This is a genomic window from Tenacibaculum maritimum NCIMB 2154, from assembly GCF_900119795.1.
Classification (GTDB): domain Bacteria; phylum Bacteroidota; class Bacteroidia; order Flavobacteriales; family Flavobacteriaceae; genus Polaribacter; species Polaribacter maritimus.
In genome coordinates this window covers 3161083-3181425 of record NZ_LT634361.1, presented here as the reverse complement: position 1 = coordinate 3181425, position 20343 = coordinate 3161083, and the positions used below count along the sequence as shown (strand labels likewise).

Annotated in this window: 15 protein-coding genes; 8 read left to right on the top strand and 7 right to left on the bottom strand. The window is 32.2% G+C overall.

Annotated elements, in window-relative coordinates:
* Positions 1–4: 4 nt before the first annotated feature.
* The 7 genes from sov to MARIT_RS14215 all read left to right on the top strand — a co-directional run bounded on the left by sov (position 5) and on the right by MARIT_RS14215 (position 11148).
* A complete protein-coding gene (gene sov / locus MARIT_RS14245) occupies positions 5–7159 on the top strand; it encodes a T9SS outer membrane translocon Sov/SprA (protein ID WP_231975160.1) in 7155 nt (2384 codons plus the stop codon).
* 30 nt (positions 7160–7189) lie between these two features.
* Positions 7190–7570: a glycine cleavage system protein GcvH gene (gcvH, locus tag MARIT_RS14240; protein WP_100211857.1), complete on the top strand. Its 381-nt coding sequence runs from the start codon at positions 7190–7192 to the stop codon at positions 7568–7570.
* A complete protein-coding gene (locus tag MARIT_RS14235) occupies positions 7536–7904 on the top strand; it encodes a VanZ family protein (protein ID WP_051398804.1) in 369 nt (122 codons plus the stop codon). Before gcvH ends, MARIT_RS14235 begins: the two co-directional genes overlap by 35 nt.
* Positions 7905–7977: 73 nt before the next feature.
* Entirely contained in the window at positions 7978–8700 is a 723-nt protein-coding gene (locus MARIT_RS14230; RefSeq protein ID WP_024740156.1) for an energy transducer TonB, read from the top strand.
* Between the two features lie 105 nt (positions 8701–8805).
* Positions 8806–9561: an energy transducer TonB gene (locus MARIT_RS14225; RefSeq protein ID WP_100211856.1), complete on the top strand. Its 756-nt coding sequence runs from the start codon at positions 8806–8808 to the stop codon at positions 9559–9561.
* 42 nt (positions 9562–9603) lie between these two features.
* Positions 9604–10176 (top strand): acyltransferase, encoded by a 573-nt coding sequence (locus MARIT_RS14220; RefSeq protein WP_100211855.1) that lies wholly within the window; start codon positions 9604–9606, stop codon positions 10174–10176.
* Positions 10177–10353: 177 nt separating this feature from the next.
* Positions 10354–11148, top strand: a complete 795-nt coding sequence (locus MARIT_RS14215) for a DUF2797 domain-containing protein (RefSeq protein ID WP_024740153.1) — start codon at positions 10354–10356, stop codon at positions 11146–11148.
* A 3-nt stretch (positions 11149–11151) separates the two neighbouring features.
* Here the strand turns inward: MARIT_RS14215 and MARIT_RS14210 are convergent, their stop codons facing one another.
* The 7 genes from MARIT_RS14210 to MARIT_RS14180 all read right to left on the bottom strand — a co-directional run bounded on the left by MARIT_RS14210 (position 11152) and on the right by MARIT_RS14180 (position 19332).
* Positions 11152–12183 (bottom strand): LacI family DNA-binding transcriptional regulator, encoded by a 1032-nt coding sequence (locus MARIT_RS14210; RefSeq protein ID WP_024740152.1) that lies wholly within the window; start codon positions 12181–12183, stop codon positions 11152–11154.
* A 112-nt stretch (positions 12184–12295) separates the two neighbouring features.
* Entirely contained in the window at positions 12296–13480 is a 1185-nt protein-coding gene (locus MARIT_RS14205; protein ID WP_306301119.1) for a mannosyltransferase, read from the bottom strand.
* A 224-nt stretch (positions 13481–13704) separates the two neighbouring features.
* Positions 13705–15195 (bottom strand): cellulose synthase family protein, encoded by a 1491-nt coding sequence (locus MARIT_RS14200; RefSeq protein WP_100211854.1) that lies wholly within the window; start codon positions 15193–15195, stop codon positions 13705–13707.
* Positions 15196–15888: a glycosyltransferase family 2 protein gene (locus MARIT_RS14195; RefSeq protein ID WP_100211853.1), complete on the bottom strand. Its 693-nt coding sequence runs from the start codon at positions 15886–15888 to the stop codon at positions 15196–15198.
* Positions 15889–16413, bottom strand: a complete 525-nt coding sequence (locus tag MARIT_RS14190) for a toxin-antitoxin system YwqK family antitoxin (protein WP_024740148.1) — start codon at positions 16411–16413, stop codon at positions 15889–15891.
* Positions 16403–17983 carry a 4Fe-4S binding protein gene (locus MARIT_RS14185; protein WP_100211852.1) on the bottom strand — a complete coding sequence of 527 codons (1581 nt, stop codon included), beginning with the start codon at positions 17981–17983 and terminating at the stop codon, positions 16403–16405. The genes MARIT_RS14190 and MARIT_RS14185 overlap by 11 nt, the downstream gene beginning before the upstream one ends.
* Before the next feature lie 2 nt (positions 17984–17985).
* Positions 17986–19332: an NAD(P)/FAD-dependent oxidoreductase gene (locus MARIT_RS14180; RefSeq protein ID WP_024740146.1), complete on the bottom strand. Its 1347-nt coding sequence runs from the start codon at positions 19330–19332 to the stop codon at positions 17986–17988.
* A 142-nt stretch (positions 19333–19474) separates the two neighbouring features.
* Here MARIT_RS14180 and MARIT_RS14175 point away from each other — a divergent pair, with 142 nt between their 5' ends.
* Positions 19475–20338: a transporter gene (locus tag MARIT_RS14175; protein WP_024740145.1), complete on the top strand. Its 864-nt coding sequence runs from the start codon at positions 19475–19477 to the stop codon at positions 20336–20338.
* Positions 20339–20343: the final 5 nt, after the last annotated feature.

The following is a 20343-nucleotide window of genomic DNA, read 5'->3' as shown; positions in this document are numbered from 1 at the left end:
AAAATTGAAGAATAGACTGCTTACGGCACTTGCCTTTTTGGTAAGTGTTGTTTCGTTTTCACAAGTAATAAAAAAAGATAGTGTTTTATCGGTTAAAAAAGACTCGATAATTCCTCTTAAATATGGATTTAAACATACTCAAAAAGGAAGTCTCTTTTTGAATAATCCCGTAGAGAGGCAAATTACATATGACAAAGCATTAAATAAATTTGTTATTGTTGAAAAAATAGGAAATTACTATGTCGGGAACCCTATTTTTATGACTCCAAGAGAATATGATGAATATCGTTTGAAGAATGATTTAAGAGACTATTACAAAGAAAAAATTGATGCAACCAATACCAAAAAGAAAGGGAGTAAGAACGGAAGAAAGAACCTGCTTCCTAAGTATTATGTAAACTCAAAGTTTTTTGAAAGTATCTTTGGAGGAAATGAAGTAGAAGTAATACCTACAGGGCAAATAAATATTAAATTGGGAGGGATTTATCAGAATAGTAAAAACCCTCAGATATCTATAGAAAACCAAAGTAGTTTTACCTTTGATTTTGATCAGCAGATAAGCGCTAGTTTACAAGCTAAAGTTGGAAAGAGACTTAAGTTCACTGCAAACTATGATACGCAATCTACTTTTGATTTTCAAAACTTAATAAAATTAGAATATACACCAACTGAAGATGATATTTTACAGAATATAGAAGCAGGTAATGTAAGTATGTCTATAAAAAACTCTTTGATTAATGGAGCACAAGCTTTGTTTGGGGTAAAAGCTGATCTTAAATTTGGAAACACTTATGTAAGCACAGTATTCTCTCAGCAAAATTCTCAATCTAAAACAGTAGTGGCAAAGGGGGGAGCTACCATAGAGCCTTTTGAACTTCGAGCAACAGATTATGATAATGATAGGCACTTCTTTTTAGGGCAATATTTTCGAGAAAATTATAAAGAAGCATTAGCGCAATACCCGTTGGTTAGTAGTCCTATAAATATTACGAGAATAGAGGTTTGGGTAACCAATAGAAATCAGAATGTAAAAGATTATAGAAGTATTGTTGCTTTAGCTGATATTGGAGAATCGAAGGGGCAGAATAAGGTTAACGCTGAGGTACAAACGGTTCCAATGCCAGTAATGGTAGGGTCTGATACGATTCCTTATAATGGAGTTAATGATTTAAGTGCATTGATCGCAAATGGTACTGGACCTATAAGGGATATTGCAACGGTAGGAGATGCTTTGACTTTTCCAAACTATAAAATAGCGCAAGGGCAAGGATACTCTTATTTACAGAATGCTCGTAAATTACAACCTAATGAATTTAGATTAAATCCGCAATTAGGGTTTATTTCTTTAAGTAGGAGGTTAAATGATGGAGAAGTATTGGCGGTAGCTTATGAGTACACGGTAGTAGGAGCTACAAATAAAGAAACAGTTTTTAAAGTTGGTGAATTTTCCAATGATGGTGTAATAGCGCCAGCGAACTTAGTAGTGAAGTTGTTACGTAGTGAAATTTTAACTACAGTTCGTCCAAATACAAGAACCAATGAGAGTTTAGGTACTCCCTTCCCTACATGGCAATTAATGATGAAGAATATTTACGCCTTGGGAGCATTCCCGTTAAGGCAAGAAGGATTCCGTTTTGAATTACTATATCGTGATGATGAAACGGGTGTTTTACAAAATACACTTCAAAATGCCAATGAAGAAGCAATAAGGAATAAAACCTTGTTAAACCTTTTGAATTTAGATAAACTAGATCAAAGTCAGTTTGCTGTTCCTAATGGAGATGGTTTTTTTGATTATGTAGAAGGAATTACAGTGAGTTCAGAGAGAGGGTATGTTATATTTCCAGAAACCGAGCCTTTTGGTACTGATTTAAAGGAAATACTAACCAATACCTCTGATAGAAAAAAATATGTATTTAATAACTTATACCTGACCACAAAAGCACAGGCAAAGAATGAATATCAGAATAAAGATAAGTTCTTTTTAAAAGGATATTTTAAATCAGAGGCAAGTAGAGGTATCTCATTAGGAGCCTTTAATATTCCTAGAGGATCTGTAATAGTAACTGCGGGAGGAAGGCAGTTGGTAGAAGGGGTGGATTATGTTGTAGATTACCAATTAGGGCGTGTTCAAATTTTAGATCCTGGTTTAGAAGCTTCAGGAATACCTATAAATGCTAGAGTAGAAAATAATACATTTTTTAGCCAGCAGCGTAAAACTTTTATAGGGGTTGATGTAGAGCATCGTTTTTCTGATAAATTTGTGGTAGGAGGTACGTTTTTAAATGTTAGTGAAAAACCAATAACTCCAAAAGTAAATTATGGAGCGGAGCCTATTGATAATACAATGCTTGGATTAAATGTTGATTATTCAACAGAGGTTCCTTATTTTACAAAACTAGCGAATAAACTACCTTTTGTAGAAACAGAAGCACCTTCTAATTTATCTGTTAGAGCAGATATGGCATATCTATTACCTGGTTCGCCGAGCGGTATTAATGTGAATGGAACAGCAACATCATATGTTGATGATTTTGAAGCTTCTCAAATACCAATTAGTTTAACGTCACCTCAGCAATGGTTTACTGCAAGTACTCCAATTTCGCAGCAATTAGGAGGAGATTTAGGAGGAAGGCTAGAATATAATTATAAAAGAGGGAAAATAGCTTGGTATAATGTAGATCAATTATTTTACGGAGGGGGCTCTAATAAACCTTCGAATATAGATGATAGTGAGTTGTCAAGAGCAGAAGTTCGTCAGGTGAGATACCAAGAGTTATTTCCTAATACCGACTTAGATATTACTCAGTTGGATATTGTTAGGACGTTAGATTTGGCTTATTATCCATTGGAGAGGGGACCTTATAATTTTAATCCCAATGAAATTAACCCAGAAGATCGTTGGGGAGGTCTCATGAGACCACTAACTACTAATAATTTTGAACAAGCAAATGTAGAGTATGTGCAATTTTGGTTATTAGATCCTTATGAAAATTATTCAATAACAGAAGAAGAAGGGTTGCCAGCAGGATTAAATCCTAGAGATCCTATAAATCACGTAGGAGAATTGTATATTAATTTAGGAAATATTTCTGAAGATATTCTAAAAGATGATCGTAAACAATATGAAAATGGATTGCCAGCGGATGGGATAAAAACACCAGCTAATATTGATAGCTCATCTATATGGGGTGATTTGCCTAGAAATCCATCCATATTATATGCCTTTGATGCAAGTGATGAGGCTAGAATTCATCAAGATGTAGGCTTAGACGGTTTGTCAGATGAAGAAGAGCGAGCTAAGTTTCCTAATTTTGCAAATTTACCAGATCCAGCAGGGGATAATTTTCAATATTTTAGAGGTAGAGAATTAGATGCAGCAAATGCTTCCATACTATCACGGTATAAGAATTATAATAATACTCAAGGAAATTCGCCTACAGTAAATCAATCGAGTGAGTCTTTTCCTACATCATCAACCACTTATCCAGATGTAGAGGATATTAATAAAGATCAAACGATGAATCCTGTAGATAGTTATTTTGAATATAAAATATCATTAAATAGTTCTGATTTAGTAAAAGGAAGAAATTTTATTGTTGATACTAAAAGTACCCCAGTGGTATTGCCTAATGGAACGTCAAAAACGGCTACTTGGTACCAGTTTAGAATTCCGATTAGGAATGTAACCGATTCTCAGAAGTTTGGAGGAATTACAGATTTTAATAGCATTCGATTTATAAGAATGTTTGTAACTAAATTTAAAATGCCTGTAGTATTACGTATGGGAGAATTAGAGTTGGTACGTAGTGATTGGCGTCGTTATACGAAAACATTAAAACCAAATGTGCCAGAAAATGATTTAGATGGAAATCAACTAAATAATTTTGAAGTAGGGGTTGTGAGTATTGAGCAAAATCAGAATCGCTATGAATTGCCACCAGGAATTATTAGAGAACGATTACAAGGAACAAACAGAATTCAACGTCAAAATGAGCAATCGGTAACGTTAAAAGTAACCGATTTACCTGAAGGAAGTACACGTGCTATCTATAAAAATATTAGTATAGATATGCGACGATATAAAAATTTAAGAATGTTCTTACATGCAGAAAGACCTAATGTTTCAAGTTCAATAAACGATGGAGAAATAAGTGCTGTAATTCGCTTAGGAACAGATTTAAATGAAAACTTTTATGAAATAGAAAAACCATTAAAATTATCAACAAAATTATCTAACCCTACAAGCTTAGACGCTTGGCCCGAAGAAAATAACTTAGAGGTTTTATTAAAAGAGTTAGGAAGGTTAAAGTTAAAAAGGGATGCGCTAAAAGAGCCCGCAAATACGGTGTATTCATCAACGAGTTCTAATGGGTTGAAAATAACTGTAAAAGGAAATCCTACATTAGCGCAAGTAAGAACAGTAATGCTAGGGGTTAAAAATACTTCTACTACAGGAAATAAAAGTACAGAAGTATGGTTTAATGAATTGAGAGCTGTTGGTTTTGATAATAAAGGAGGATGGGCAGCAGTGTTAAATGCGGATGCTAATTTTGCCGATGTAGCAAATGTGTCTTTAGCAGGAAGTATGTCAACAATAGGTTTCGGGAATGTTGAAGATAGAGTACAAGAACGTAGCGTTGAAGAGGCAAAACAATATAGCGTGGCTACTAATGTTAGTTTAGGAAAATTAGTAACTCCTAAGAAATGGGGAATACAAATACCAATGAGTTATAGCTATGGAGAGGAATTTAGAGATCCACAATATGACCTACAATATCAAGATATTGAGTTGGCAGATGCAAAAGAAGTGAATCCTAATAGTAAAAATGCTCAAGATTATAGAAGAAGAAAGAGTATTAGCTTTATCAATGTTAAAAAGAATAGGAACCCTACTTCAAAGAAGGAGCCTAAATTTTATGATGTAGAAAATATTTCCGTTTCTTATTCCTTTAATGAAGAGTTTCGTAAAGATTATAATATTGAAAGATATGTAAACCAAAATATGATGGCCGGGGCTAACTATAATTTTAGCTTTAAGCCATGGGTTTATGAACCATTTAAGAAGTCTAAAAAGTTTAAGAATAAGTATTGGAAACTAATAAGAGATCTAAACTTTAGTCCATTACCTAAAACATTGGCTGTAAATTCTAGGATTAATAGAAATTTTAACGAGCAACAATCTAGAAATTTAATAAGTGATATAGGACTGAGCCCACAACCAAGGTTAATTCAAAGAAGGTTCATGTTTAATTGGGATTATACGATAGGCTTTGATTTAACAAAATCACTACAGCTTAATTTTAATGCTACTAATAATTATATCTATGATAGTTTTGGAAAAGACGAACAATTAGAAATATATGATGAGTTTTTCAATATAGGTAGGGCTAATAAATATCATCAAAAATTAAATACTACATATAAGTTACCAATTAATAAAATACCGTTCCTTGGTTTTATCAAGGCAGATTATGGATATACCGCAGACTTTGATTGGCAGGCAGCTTCTCAAAGTCCCTTATCAGCAGAAGCCAACGGACTTAGGTATGTTGATGTGGTAGGTAATACGATTCAAAATGCAAGTACTCATAATTTGAATACTAATATTGATTTTAAACGTTTCTACAAAACAATAGGTTTAGATAAATTATTATTAAAAGGAGGTAATAGAAAAGTAGTTAAAAAAGGAACGGTTACCGTAGGAGGAAGGAGAGTTTCTAAGAGAACCAGAGTTACCAGAAAATCTTCTTTTGGAAAGAAATTAATGAAAGGAGTATATGATGTATTAACTTCTGTGAAACAAGCAAAAGTGAGTTATAGTCAAAATAACGGAACTTCATTGCAAGGATATAAGCCAGGAGCAGGTTTCTTGGGGAGAGATAGTTTTGAAGGAACTACAGCTCCGTCTCTTGGATTTGTTTTTGGAAGTCAAACAGATATTTTATATAGAGCTATTCAAAATGGATGGTTAGTAGCGCGTGATGCAAGTAATGTAGAAGATAAATACTTTAATAAAAATTATAGTAAAACAAAGTATGATAAACTAGATTATACGATCTCAGTAAAACCGATAAAAAGTTTGACGATTGATTTGCGAGGAAATAGAATAAAAACATCAAATATAGCACAGCAGCTAGATGTTTTGGGTGATTATGATGAGGTAGAAAGAAAGTATAAAAATCAAAGAATTAATCCGAATATAAGACCTAATGAAACAGGTAATTATAGCATTAGCCATTTTATGCTAGGAACGGCCTTTAAAGATAGTGAAGCGTTATATCAAAAATTTTTAGGTTATAGAGGAATAATATCTAATAGACTGTCATTAGAAACAGGGCTTCCAAATTCAAATACAATCGATGGACCAGGATATAAGAGTAATGGACAACAAGCATTACTACCAGCATTCTTAGCAGCTTATTCAGGAAATAGTGTAAATTCAGTAAGTACAGGGATTTTTAGAAATATACCATTGCCTAATTGGACACTTCGCTATAATGGATTAATGAAATATAAATGGTTTAAAAAGAATTTTTCTTCGTTTACACTAGCACATGGATATAAATCTTCTTATACGATAGGAAATTACACAAGTAATGCACAATATGATGTTGACGCTCCGAATAAAACAAATACTTCTAAGAATTATCAGCCAGAGTTATTGATAACATCAGCAACATTAATAGATGAATTTTCTCCTTTGGTAAGGCTTGATGTTAAAATGAAAAACTCTTTTTCACTAAAAGGGGAAATAAGAAAAGATAGAAGTTTAACATTGAACTTTAATAATAATACATTGACAGATATTAAAGGAACAGAATATGTAATTGGATTTGGATATAAGATAAGAGATGTTAAATTTGTAACCCGATTTACAGGGAAGAAAGAAACGCTTAAAGGAGATATAAACCTAAGAGCAGATATTTCTTTAAGAGATAATTTAACGCTCATTAGAAGTATAGATGAACAAAATAATCAAATAACGGGAGGAGAGAATTTATTTGGATTGAAGTTTATAGCAGATTATAACTTAAGTCGTAGCTTGACTGCGTCATTTTATTATAATCACCAAACATTTAGATATGCAATATCAACAACATTCCCAAGGCAATCAATTAATGCAGGGATTAACTTGATATATAAATTAGGAAATTAAAATAACAAACACTATAAAAAACATTACACAATGAACATTCCATCAGAATTAAAGTACACAAAAGATCACGAATGGGTTAAAATAGAAGGAGATGTTGCCACTATTGGTATTACAGATTTCGCTCAAAGTGAATTAGGAGACATCGTTTATGTAGATGTAGATACTTTAGATGATACACTAGAAATAGAAGAAGTTTTTGGTTCAGTAGAGGCTGTAAAAACAGTTTCTGATTTATTTATGCCATTATCAGGAGAGGTAATTGCTTTTAATGAAGCGCTAGAAGATGAGCCAGAATTGGTAAATACAGATTCATATGAAAAAGGATGGATGATAAAAGTAAAATTATCAGATGAGGCGCAAATAGAAAACCTGTTAGATGCAGCAGCATACACAGCGCTTATTGAAGCTTAGTGCTTTACGAGTTATAGCAATAGCAATAGCGATACTTATAGCAATTTTGAGTTTGATAAAAATAGGAAAACAGCCTATAAAGATATCCTATTTAGATAAGATAGAGCACGGAATAGCATATTTTACATTGGCTTTTTTTTGGTTATTAGCTTTCGTAGAAAAAAATAAAAAGTATTGGATTGTTGTAGGATGTTTACTTTACGGTATTATTATCGAGGTATTGCAAGGAACAATAACAACATATAGAACCCCTGATTATTTAGATATAATCGCAAATTTTGCAGGAATACTCTTAGCACTATTGCTTTTTAACTCTTTTTTTGAGAAAAAATAGGCTATTTAAAGCGCAAGTTTGCAAAAGTTTAAATAAATTAATTAAATTAGCGAACTATTAAAAACTTTTTAGGATGGAAATTAAGAAAAATCCAAAGTCAAATCTAGAGAATTATAGCAAACTGTTTATGCAGTTAGGTTTGGTTTTAGCTTTATTTGTAACATATGTGTCTATTGAAAATAAGACATATGATAAAGAATATGCTGACCTAGGCGCAGCGGATATGGCTTCTAGTATTGAAGAAGAAACATTAATTATTCAGCAGCAGCCAGAACCACCGAAACAAAATACACCACCACCACCAGCGCCAGAAAAAATAGAGGTTGTTGAGGATGAAAAGGAGGTAGAAGAAACAATTATAGAGTCAACTGAAACAGATGAATCAGAAGCGGTAGAGGTAGAAGAAATAGTGGAAGCTGAGGAAGAAGAAGAAGTTGTTGAAGATGTACCTTTTTCAATTATTGAAGAGGTTCCAGTATTTCCTGGATGTACAGGTACTAAAGCACAAAAGAAAGATTGTTTAAATAAAAAAATGCGTAAGCATGTACAAAGATATTTTGATGCTGAGTTAGCTAATGAGCTTGGATTATCTTCTGGTAAAAAGAGAATTTACGTTCAGTTTAAAATAGATAAAGATGGTTCTATTACAAGTATTAATGCTAGAGCTCCGCATCCTAGATTGAAAAAAGAAGCTATTCGTATAGCAAAGAAATTACCAAAGATGAAACCGGGTAAGCAGAGAGGAAAACCTGTACGTGTAGGATATACATTACCTATTACATTTAATGTAGAGTAGTTATTCTATAAAAGTAAATAATAAAAAAAGGCAGCTCATTGAGCTGCCTTTTTTTATTGGCACGTTTCTTGTTTTAAGAAAGTTTTAACATTAAAAATAACAATTATGAAAACAGTAAAAAAAACACCAAAGAAACAGCTAGAAAATTATTCAACACTATTTACTCAATTAGGCTTAGTTTTAGTACTATTTATAACCTATGTAGTTTTAGAATATGAAATAGAAAAAGAAGTGATTACTAATAGTAATCTTTATGACCCATCAACAAGAACTTATGCATTTGATCAACCTCTTATAACTTATAGAAAAGAAATTGTAAAAGAAAAAACCAAACCTTTAAAGAAGAAGATTTTTATAAGATTGCCTTTAATTACTAAAGTAGATAATACGCATGAAGTAATTGAGAAGATCATAAATGAACCCAATGAAGAAGATAAAACTGTAGCAAATGCTAATGATTTAGTTACAGTTTATGAAGGTGATGATATTAGCGAAGATGATGAACCTATTAATTTTACTAGCTTAGAAGAAGCTCCTGTGTTTAAAGGGTGCGAAGGATTAAGTCCAAAGGAAAATAAGAAATGTTTTGAAAAGAAAATAGCTAAGTTAATACAAAGAAATTTTGATAGCGGATTGGCGCAAGATATAGGCTTGGAGCCTAGAAGACACAGGATTTCTACTGAGTTTATTATAAATGAAGAAGGAGCTATTGTTAATTTAAAAATAAGAGCCCCTCATAAAAGGCTAGAAAAAGAAACTCAAAGAATCATCAAAAAGATTCCTCAGTTTGCACCAGGAAAGCAGCAAGGAGTACCCGTAAAAGTACGGTATAGGTTGCCAATCACGTTTTTGGTAGAATAATGAAATGATTAATAGTTATCTTTGTACTTATACAAGATAAAAATGAAAGAATATTTTGCACATGAAACGGCTGTGATAGACGAAGGAGCTACAATAGGAAACAAAACAAAGATATGGCACTTTAGCCATATCATGCCGAATTGTAAGATAGGAGATAATTGTAATATAGGGCAAAATGTAGTCATTTCTCCAGAAGTTGTTCTAGGAAATAATGTAAAGGTGCAAAACAATGTATCTATTTATACAGGAGTAGTTTGCGAAGATGATGTCTTTTTAGGTCCTTCTATGGTTTTTACTAACGTTATAAATCCGCGAAGTGCTATCAATAGAAAAAGTGAATATAAAAAAACAATTGTAAGGAAAGGGGCTAGTATTGGAGCTAATGCAACTATAGTATGTGGAAATAATATAGGGCACTATGCTTTTATTGGAGCGGGGGCAGTAGTTACAAAAGAAATACCGCCTTATGCACTAGTAGTAGGGAATCCTTCGAAGCAAATAGGATGGGTGAGTGAATATGGGCATCGACTTATATTTGACGAAGAAGGTTGGGCTACTTGTTTTGAAAGTAAAGATAAATATCAACTAAAGGGAGGTAAGGTATATCGGATGTGATTTTTTTGAAAATATTTTGAAAAAAGAATAAAAGTTTATATATTTGAATCGTGGTTCAAAGACCACATCTTTTTCTTTTTCATAGCAATTTTCCCACTCAATTTTTAGAGTGGGTTTTTTTATTGATAAAACTTTTAGAAAAGTTGCTATGTTTTTAATTAATATAAAATTAAATAAATGGAATATCAAGGAGTTCTAAAGAAGATGATTACTGAAAATACGGATACGATTCAGTACTATTTGGATATGGAGGCTGATTTTTTAAATATGAACCAATTGTTAGATAAAGAAATTGGACTTGCATTTGTAACATATGAATGCTTAAATTGTCATCTAGAAAGAAAAATTTATCGCCAAGGATTTTGTAAATCTTGCTTTTTTGAAACTCCCAATGCTGGTGATTGGATTATGAGACCTGAGTTGAGCAAAGCACATTTAGGAATTGAGGACAGAGATTTAACCTATGAAAAAAAGGTGCAATTACAACCTCATATTGTATATCTAGCAAATTCGAGTACTATCAAAGTAGGAGTAACAAGAAAACAACAAGTTCCCACACGTTGGATAGATCAAGGAGCGCATGAGGCAATTGAAATTGTAGAGGTTCCTAATCGTTATTTAGCGGGTATTACAGAGGTTGCATTAAAAGAGTATGTTGCTGATAAAACGAATTGGAGGAAAATGCTCAAGAATGATATAGAAGATGTTAATTTAGTAGATTGGCAAGAGCGTTTGAAGGAGTTTATTCCAGAGGAGGCCAAGGAATATTTTATTGAAAATAATTCAGAAACGATACTTAGGTTTCCAGTACATAAGTATCCTGAAAAACCCAAAAGTTTAAATTTGCTAAAAACGCCAGAGTATATAGGTAAGTTGGTAGGAATTAAAGGGCAATATTTAATTTTTGAAGATGATACCGTATTTAATATAAGAGGAAACGAAGGCTTGGTTGTAAAAATAACGGTCAATTAAAAGTTAAAAAAAACTGGGCTTGGTAGATTTTCGTTCCACCAAGTCTGTTTTTATAATAACTGTTTCTACATCTTCTTTTGGCTTCTTTTGTTCTAATCTGTTAATTAGCATTTTAGCAGCAGTAGCTCCCATCAATTCTCCATGTTGGCTAATTGTGGTAAGTTTCGGGCTTGAGTGACGCGCTAATATTCCATTAGAAAAAGCAATAACAGAAAAGTTTTCAGGAACTTTATACCCTTTTCTAATAGCTACTTTCATTGCAGCAATAGCAGAAGATTCATCAGTAGCTATTACGCTGTCAATAGCTCTATTGGCAAAAATAGGAGTTAAAATACTCTCGTATTTCTTGTAATCTTCTTCTTGGATATTAATAATTAAATCTTCGTTAATAGGCATTCCAGCCATTTCAAGTCCTTTTACATAACCTTTTAGCCTTTTTTGACCTATTTGTAAATGGTTCATGGTAGAAATAAACACAATATTTTTATGACCTGTTTTTGAAAGGTGATTTACGGCGTTTATAGCTCCATGATAATCATTAGTAATCACTTTATCACAATGAATATTTTTAGCAATTCTATCAAACATTACAATAGGAGTCCCTTCATTTATAGTTTTTTCAAAATGATCAAAATTGTTTTTTATTTCTGTCTCTTCTGCTATTGATAAAATAAACCCATCAATGCTTCCATTGGAAAGCATTTCCATTGCCTGTACCTCTTTATTAAAAGATTCATTAGAAATGCATGAGATGATTTTATATCCTTTGCTATTAGCTATTTTTTCCACTCCTTTAAATACTTGGGCAAAAAAATAATTTAACATATTAGGAATGATAATACCAATAGTTTTTGTTTTTCTGTTTTTTAAACTTAGCGCATTAAAATTGGGCTTGTAATTATTCTCTTTAGCAAACTTTTGAATTTTTTCTTTTGTGCCAGCACTAATTTCATAGCTATCATTTAAAGCTTTTGAAACCGTTGAGATGGATACTTTAAAGTGATTTGCAATGTCTTTTATTGTAAGTCTTTTCATGGATAGTATTTTATTTATTGCAAATAATAATTCATTTTAATCAGGGGGAATGAAGGTTTTTTATGGGGCTCCTAAAGTACAAAAAAGCTAGGAGTCAAAAGTTAAATAGGAATTAAATATGGTAGTAATTAGAATACTGGGGTTTGGGAGTAGGAAAAAGAAGTTCTTTAAGTAAAAAAGCATAGAGAATGCTATATTCTATAAAAACAAACCATAAATTCTCTTTCCAAGGAATATTGGAATAAGCTTGATATGTAAGAATAATTACCAAGCTCCAAATAATAGGAAACCTATATTGGGTAAAAACAGCAAGGATAATCAAAGTAGCCAAATACCATGGATGTACTGTAGTACTAACAAAATAATAGAAAGATAAGCTAAAAAGCATTCCTACAATTAATTGCTGTATGGTAGTATTTTTCTTAAAAAAAGTGATGCCTAGTATAAAAAGGATTGCTAGGATAGGTATTATTTTTCCAATAATAGCAATTTCATTATAACCTCTAAATAAAAAACCTATTTCTCTAGCAATATAATAGCCACTAGCATTAAATTCGAAATTTCTAAACCAAAGCCCGACAGAATTAGAGTAGTTTTCAACTAATTGAGAGGAGTAAAAAGGTAAAAAGAAAGCGATAGTTACTACTATTACAATACTGTAAAATAGCAATAAGTTTATAAGATTGTAAGGAGTTTGTTGAAGTTTAGATAATGCTGTAGTTTTTTTTGATTTGTTAACAGGATTTAGAAACCATTGGTAAAATAATGGTAAAAATAGTAATGGAATCAATTTTATAGAAACTGAGCAAGCCAATAGCATACCAGCTAAGCCCCATTTACCTTGATAAAGCTTATAAATACTGAGTATTAAAAAGAACAACATTACAGGTTCAAAATGCAAATTACCTGTAAGTTCAATAATGATAAAAGGATTTAAAGCATACCAAAAAATATTTTTTATAGGAAGGTGTAACTTCTCCAAGAGTTGTTTGCCAATATACATAATGCCAATATCAGCAAGAATGATGATTGCTCTCATAGTAATAACACTTCCTAAAATGCTGTGGTTACCAAAAATGGCAGCAATTAAGAAACACAATTGGTTCAGAGGAGGGTAGTTGGTGTAATGGCTACCATTAAGTGGTCCCATGCCATTGTACAATTCCAAAGCCTGATGTATCGGGTAATTCTGTTCTTTAATAAATGTTTCAGGTAGGTATAAATAAGGATTTAGCCCTTCATAGAGCATTCTACCATCCCATATAAATCGATAAAAATCTTGCGACAGATTTGGCATCGAAATAAGAAAAATCATCCTAAATAATACCGAAGCAATAGCTAAGCTTAAAAAGCTAACCTGTTTGTTATTTATGAGATAATAAAAACAACAAAAGAGTGCCCCCCATAGAAAAATTAGGTAATTAAATTGGGTACGTTCTATAGTATATCCAACTAAAAAATACAGCAAACAGCTAAAAAATAGGAGCGCAATAGGAGTGTATTTTTTTAGAGAGAATGACATTACGCTTTTGAAAATACAGATTTAAAGAACACGTAGCCAAAACCAATAAAAAGCATTAAATGAAAAGGAAACAATCCGAAATCACCTCCCTGATCTCCCACAATAAAGGCACTATACATTCCAAAGGCAAAATATAAGGTCAATATTCCTTCAAAAATGACACTTGTAGATAGTTTTTTACGAATGTATTTATTGTTTTTCCAGCTATCTGTTAGAGCACTTATATTAAACTTAGGAGTCCTAACAAACTCACTTTTTTTACCTATATGACCTTCTAAAACAGCAATAGCATTGTGCAATGAAAAGCCCATTACAATAGAGAAAAATGTAAAAAAAGCACCAATGTATTTCATAAAATTTTTAAAGCCACCTCCGTGAGTTTTCTTATACATAAACCAGTAACAAATAAAGAAAATTATAGAACTAGAAACAAAAAAGCTCATTACGTAAAAATAAGGTTGTAAATGCGCGTACTCATTTTTAATGTACAGCATAGGAATGCTCAGTATGGCTACCAAGAAAATGCAAGTAAACATAGAGCTATTTAATAAATGTAGTAAGCCATGAATCTTAGTTTTCGCAGAAACATTCTTACTAGAGATGATTCTCCTTAGCATTTTTTGAAAATTTTCAGCACCTCCTTTATTCCATCTAAACTGTTGAGAGCGAGCTGCACTTATAATTACAGGTAATTCGGCAGGGGTTTCTACATTTTCCAAGTATTTGAATTTCCATTTTTTCAATTGAGCTCTATAACTTAAATCAATATCTTCAGTAAGAGTATCCCCTTCCCAGTTACCAGCATCTAAAATGCAAGACTTACGCCAAATACCTGCGGTTCCATTAAAATTAATAAAGTGTCCCTTACTATTTCTTCCCACTTGTTCTAATGTAAAATGAGCATCCAAAGCAAAAGCTTGAATTTTAGTGAGTAATGAATAGTTTCTGTTGATATGCGCCCAACGGGTTTGTACAACCCCTACTTTTTCGTCCTTAAAATAAGGAACTGTTTTTTGTAGCCAAGAAGACTGAGGTAAAAAGTCAGCATCAAAAATAGCGATAAATTCCCCTTTCGCAATTTTAAGACCTTCTTTAAGAGCTCCGGCTTTAAACCCCACTCTATTTTCTCTCCTTATATGCTGGATATCTAGTCCATTTTGTTTCAGTTCTTGAACCAATTTAGCGGTAGATTTTACAGATTCATCGGTAGAATCATCTAGCACCTGAATTTCTAATTTATCTAACGGGTAGTTGATTTTTGAAATATTTTTTAATAAACGTTCCATAACGTATAATTCGTTATAAACAGGAAGTTGTATGGTAACAAAAGGAACCTCTTTACGGTTGTTTAAATTAAACTTAGGAGCATTATCTTCTTTTTTTTGTGCAGCTAAATAATTAAAAAGTAAGTTTAGCTGTGCCACTGAGTACATAAAAATGAGCAGTATTGAAACTGTGTAAATTGCAATGATGATATATTCTAGTATCATTTATTTAAAACTATATTTAAAAATCCAACCTAAAATTTTTATACCTGCTAAAATACTTCCTTTAACGGTTCCAGAAACTTTTGAAACGCCTATTCTATTTCTGTATTTTACGGGTATTTCTGTATATGAGAGTTTATGTTTTAATGCCTTTAGCTGCATTTCAACGGTCCATCCATAGGTTTTATCTTCCATTTTTAAATCAATTAATTTGGAATATTTGATAGCTCTAAATGGTCCTAAATCGGTAAATCTAGCGTTGAAGAATACTTTCATTAAAAAAGTAGCCAGCCAGTTTCCGAATATTTGTTGAGGAGTCATAGCTCCTTGTTCACGTAATGGTTTCACACGAGACCCAATTACAAAATCGATATCATCTTTGATAATTGGAGCAGTCAGATTTGTTAATTGTTCAGGATAATCAGAGTAGTCTCCATCCAAGAAAACAAGTATATCTGGTTTTTCATTTTGTGTAGAAATATATTCCATCCCCTTCAAACAAGCATAACCATATCCTTTGCGATTTTCGCGCAAGACAGTTGCCCCTGCTTTTGAAGCATTTTTTTCTGTATGATCTGTTGAGTTGTTGCTAACTACGATTATTTCTTGTACATTATTTGGAATATCGTTTATAACATTAGCAATAGAGTCTTGCTCGTTATAAGCAGGAATAATGACTTTTATAAGAGGATTCATTTATTTTAAATCAGACATATTGTTTTCTTTTCGAAATGAAGAAAAGCTAGTCCATTCTTTTATTTTTTTGCCGTTTTTAAATTTAACAGCTTTGATTAATTTATTTTTATCATAAAGTAAGCAATACCCATTTTTTTTATTGTCTTTCAATTGACATTTATGATTTACGAACCCTTCATTGTCATAATAGAGCCACCACTTACTTTGTTTACCATCAATAAAATGACCTTCTTTTTCTTTGTAGGAATTTTTTCGGTAAAAGTACCAATATTTTATAGGAAAATCATCTTTAAACCGCCCTTCTTTTTTTAGTACGCCATTATTGTGGTAAAATTTCCAATATCCATTCTTTTTATCATTAATGAGCCACCCCTCTTTTTTTATTTTTCCGTTATTATAATACGTTTTTTGATATTCTTTTTGCCCAAAAGAGTTGCAGTAGAAAAGAAAGAAGCATGTAATTAACAGTACTTCTTCTTTTTTAATATAAATCTTGATAGAAAGATTAGACTTATTAGTTATCATTTACAAGTTTCATTAAATCAACATCGTTTCCTAATAAAACATCTTTAGGGTTTATACGTCCTTTTTCAGGACCATTTTCTAATTTTAAAACACCACGTGGGCATACTGCTGAGCAAACTCCACATCCCACACAACTTGCGCGTACAATATTTTCACCTTTTTGAGCATAGGCTCTCACGTCAATACCTTGTTCACAATAAGTAGAACAGTTTCCGCAAGAAATACATTGCCCTCCATTGGTTGTAATTCTAAAACGAGATTTAAAACGTTGTACGATTCCCATATAAGCAGCCAATGGGCATCCAAAGCGACACCAAACTCTGTTTCCAAAGATAGGATAAAAACCTGTTCCGATAACCCCCGCAAATATTGAACCTATTAAAAAACCGTAAGTATCTTGGATGGTTTGCGTTTTTATTCCAAAAACTTCTTGAACTCCAGAGAAATAAGAATACAAAGTAACAGCTGTCATTACCAAGGCAAAAACCAATACTCCATGAACAATATAGCGTTCAAATTTCCACGCTTTTACTGATTTGTCAGATAATTGACGATAAGGATCTCCTAGTGTTTCAGCCAAACCACCACAACCACATACCCAAGAGCAATACCATCTTTTACCAAAGAAATAAACCATTAAAGGAACAATTACTAAGGTTAAAAGAATTCCCCAAACCAAAATAAAAAGACCAAAGCCACCACTAGCAATTAATTGATCTAAATTCCAGCTATAAAAGAAGTCATAATCTAGTGGAAATGCATTTTTAAAATCATACCAAGGTTTCTCAAAACGAACCAATATTTCAGGAACTAAGAAAGCAAATACAATTTGAAAGAATAACACAGAAGTTGTACGTAAGATTTGGTATTTGTTATGACGATATTTAATATACATTCTAATTGCCATTACTGTCATAACAACACAATATAGAAATCCATATAAAAACCATTGACTTGCTAAATTTCCGCTTAAACTTTTGCTTATAGGATCTACGATATAAGTCCAGTTAACAATATAATCAGGTCTGAAATACAATAAGATATAAAAAGCGACCAGAAAAACAAAAGCAAACCAGCCAATCCAACCCCTATTAGTTGCTTTATTTAACCAAATTCCATTATTTTTTATTCCAGGAGGTCCTAAAGTAATTACATTAGGGACGATGTAAAGTAAGCTACCAATAATTCCTAAACCAAAAGTTAATAACCAAAATAACCCTTTGTTATTTCTGATATTACCAATACCAGACTCTTTAGCTATTTCATAAGCAAAGCTATGAGGTTTACTCCAAATAACCTTATCCCATTCACTATTCTTTTTATGTGTAGCATTTGCATTTTCTAGCGCAGATACTATTTTAGATGAAAAAGAGAATGGTCCTGTAAACTCCTTTCCTACGACAGTTGTTTTAATATCATTAATAAAAAGTTCGCTTTTTATTCCTTTGTTTTTTACGATACCCTCAAATAACTCAGGAGTTACTTCATATTTTCCTATAAAAATAAGTGTGGTAAAAATGGCTAGTCCAATTAGAAATAAGCCTAAACCTATGTTTTGTATTGTTTTCATGCTTATGCTTTTATGCTAAAGATTCGCTTCCAGCTTTTCTTTTTTAATTGAATGTTAGTATTATTTTCTTTGTTAAATTGTGCTACAATTTCAGGTTCGTGTAACTTATAAAATTCAGGATCGAAGTTGGCATCAGCAAGATGCTCCAAAACATATTCTACAGAGCGTTTTTCTGTTAATACTCTATCAAAAAACTCATGGCGCATTCGAATTCCAAAATTATTTATACCGATGAACTCCCGTGTATTTTTATCATAACTTATATGAATACATTTCTTACCGTGTTTATGTTCCCAGTAAAAACGTGCCTCGTTTTCTTTAGGTTGTGCCCAAACCCATCCGTAGGTTTGATACTCGATATCTATAAATTTTGCAGAATTGAACCAGTGTCCAGGTTTGTATTCAATTCGATTTCCACAAATAGTTTGCGCAACTGTTTCTCCCATCATTCTTCCTGTGTACCAAACCGCTTCAATAGGCCTACGTTGCCCTATACCTTCATGTTGTTCAGCACAATCGCCAATTGCATAGACCCCTTCCATGTTAGTTTCTAAAAAGCGATTTACTTTTACCCCTCTTCCAGTTTCTATGTCAGCATCTCTAATAAAATCAATATTAGGAGAAACTCCTGCGGTTAAACCAACCAAGTTACATTCAATTTCTTCACCAGTTTCTGCAATAACAATAGATTTCACATTACCATGCTCATCGGATTTGATTTCTTTTAAGTTGGTTTCTAAACGTAAATCAATATGATTTTCAATAATTTCTTTATTAATCATTGCCGATTCTTGTTTAGGAAGTACCCCGTTCCAAAAGCTACTTTCTCTAACTAAAAAAGTAACGGGTATATTTCTACTATGTAGCATTTCTGCTAATTCAATACCTATTAGGCCTCCTCCAACAATAACAGCTCGTTTACATTTTTTATTATCTGGAGCATATTTTTCAAGATTTTCTAAATCTTGTTTATGATACATTCCAATGACACCATTTAAATCTTGGCCAGGCCATCCAAATTTATTAGGTTTTGATCCTGTTGCTATAATTAACTTATCATAGGAAAGAGCATCTCCTTCCGCAAAAAATAGCTCCTTTTTATCCGTATTAATTTCAGACACGTACCCTTTCTTTAAATGGATGTTGTTTTTTTTCCAGAACCAAGGTTCATAAGGTTGCGTATGTTCAAATTTTAAGTGCCCCATATATATATACATTAAGGCAGTACGTGAAAAAAAATAGTCAGTTTCCGCAGAAACAATAGTGATTTGCTTGTCGGAAAGTTTACGAATATGTCTTGCGGCTGTAACACCTGATATTCCATTACCTATAATAACGATGTGTTCCATAAATTGAGAGTATTGGCTATTCTGTCGAATGGAAAGTTAAGAACTTAAACCTAATAAATAATTTAGAATAAATATAAATAGGTTTGATTTGTAAGTACTTTATGATTGAGCAGACTTATATGCCGATATAAAAACTAAAAAAATGAAAAAAAGTATAGTTACAGTAGCCCTTCTTCTAATGGCAAGTGTACAGTCATTTGCACAAGAAAATGAAACGAGCAATATTCAAACATATACCCCTTCTAAATTATTGAGTAAAGGTCAATGGGATATAAAATGGGGAAACAATTTATACACACAAACAAAGGAGGCAGGAAAAGATGGCAAGTCCACTAAAGTTGACAGAAGTAACTTTTTTACTTCATCTTTAGAAGTATTTACAGGAGTTTCTGAGAGCAGTAGATTTAATGTAGGTTTATTAGCAGAGTACCGTTCCAATACTGTTGGAGGAAGAGGTGCTTTTTCTGTTTTTAGTTTAGAAGGAGCTCCTACCGAAAGAAAAGGTTTAGGATCTATAGCACCAGCAATTAAGTTTCAGCCTTTTAAAAAGTTGAGTAATTTTTCTGTACAATCAGCACTTCATATTCCTTTGGTAAATAAGGAAACCGAAAATAACGTTTTTCTAGATCAAACGACTTGGATCTTTCAAAACAGGTTTTTTTATGATTATACGTTTGAAGGAAATAAGTGGCAATTATTTACAGAATTGAATACTGAATATGGTTTTGGAGAAGACACTAGTTTTGCTAATAATACTTTTTTGTTAGTTCCTAGTGTATTTATGAGTTACTTTCCAAATGAAAACATAACCGTTTTAGGATTTGCTCAACATGCTGAACGATTTGGAGATTTTACTCAAGATTATACAGCCTTAGGAATGGGAGCAAAATATCAATTGACGAAAGAATTGAATATAGAGGCTCTGTATAGCAATTTTGTAAGAGGAAATAATAATGGACTAGGGGAAAGTTTTAATATTGGGTTACGATATTTATTTACAAAATAAAATGT

Bases quoted from the DNA above. Each gene is read 5' to 3' on its own strand.
- MARIT_RS14190 (WP_024740148.1), bottom strand. From the start codon at position 16,413: ATGATAACTAATAAGTCTAATCTTTCTATCAAGATTTATATTAAAAAA.
- gcvH (WP_100211857.1), top strand. From the start codon at position 7,190: ATGAACATTCCATCAGAATTAAAGTACACAAAAGATCACGAATGGGTT.
- MARIT_RS14210 (WP_024740152.1), bottom strand. From the start codon at position 12,183: ATGAAAAGACTTACAATAAAAGACATTGCAAATCACTTTAAAGTATCC.
- MARIT_RS14185 (WP_100211852.1), bottom strand. From the start codon at position 17,983: ATGAAAACAATACAAAACATAGGTTTAGGCTTATTTCTAATTGGACTA.
- MARIT_RS14180 (WP_024740146.1), bottom strand. From the start codon at position 19,332: ATGGAACACATCGTTATTATAGGTAATGGAATATCAGGTGTTACAGCC.
- MARIT_RS14225 (WP_100211856.1), top strand. From the start codon at position 8,806: ATGAAAACAGTAAAAAAAACACCAAAGAAACAGCTAGAAAATTATTCA.
- MARIT_RS14220 (WP_100211855.1), top strand. From the start codon at position 9,604: ATGAAAGAATATTTTGCACATGAAACGGCTGTGATAGACGAAGGAGCT.
- MARIT_RS14205 (WP_306301119.1), bottom strand. From the start codon at position 13,480: ATGCCAAATCTGTCGCAAGATTTTTATCGATTTATATGGGATGGTAGA.
- MARIT_RS14230 (WP_024740156.1), top strand. From the start codon at position 7,978: ATGGAAATTAAGAAAAATCCAAAGTCAAATCTAGAGAATTATAGCAAA.
- MARIT_RS14200 (WP_100211854.1), bottom strand. From the start codon at position 15,195: ATGATACTAGAATATATCATCATTGCAATTTACACAGTTTCAATACTG.
- MARIT_RS14235 (WP_051398804.1), top strand. From the start codon at position 7,536: ATGCAGCAGCATACACAGCGCTTATTGAAGCTTAGTGCTTTACGAGTT.
- MARIT_RS14195 (WP_100211853.1), bottom strand. From the start codon at position 15,888: ATGAATCCTCTTATAAAAGTCATTATTCCTGCTTATAACGAGCAAGAC.
- MARIT_RS14175 (WP_024740145.1), top strand. From the start codon at position 19,475: ATGAAAAAAAGTATAGTTACAGTAGCCCTTCTTCTAATGGCAAGTGTA.
- MARIT_RS14215 (WP_024740153.1), top strand. From the start codon at position 10,354: ATGGAATATCAAGGAGTTCTAAAGAAGATGATTACTGAAAATACGGAT.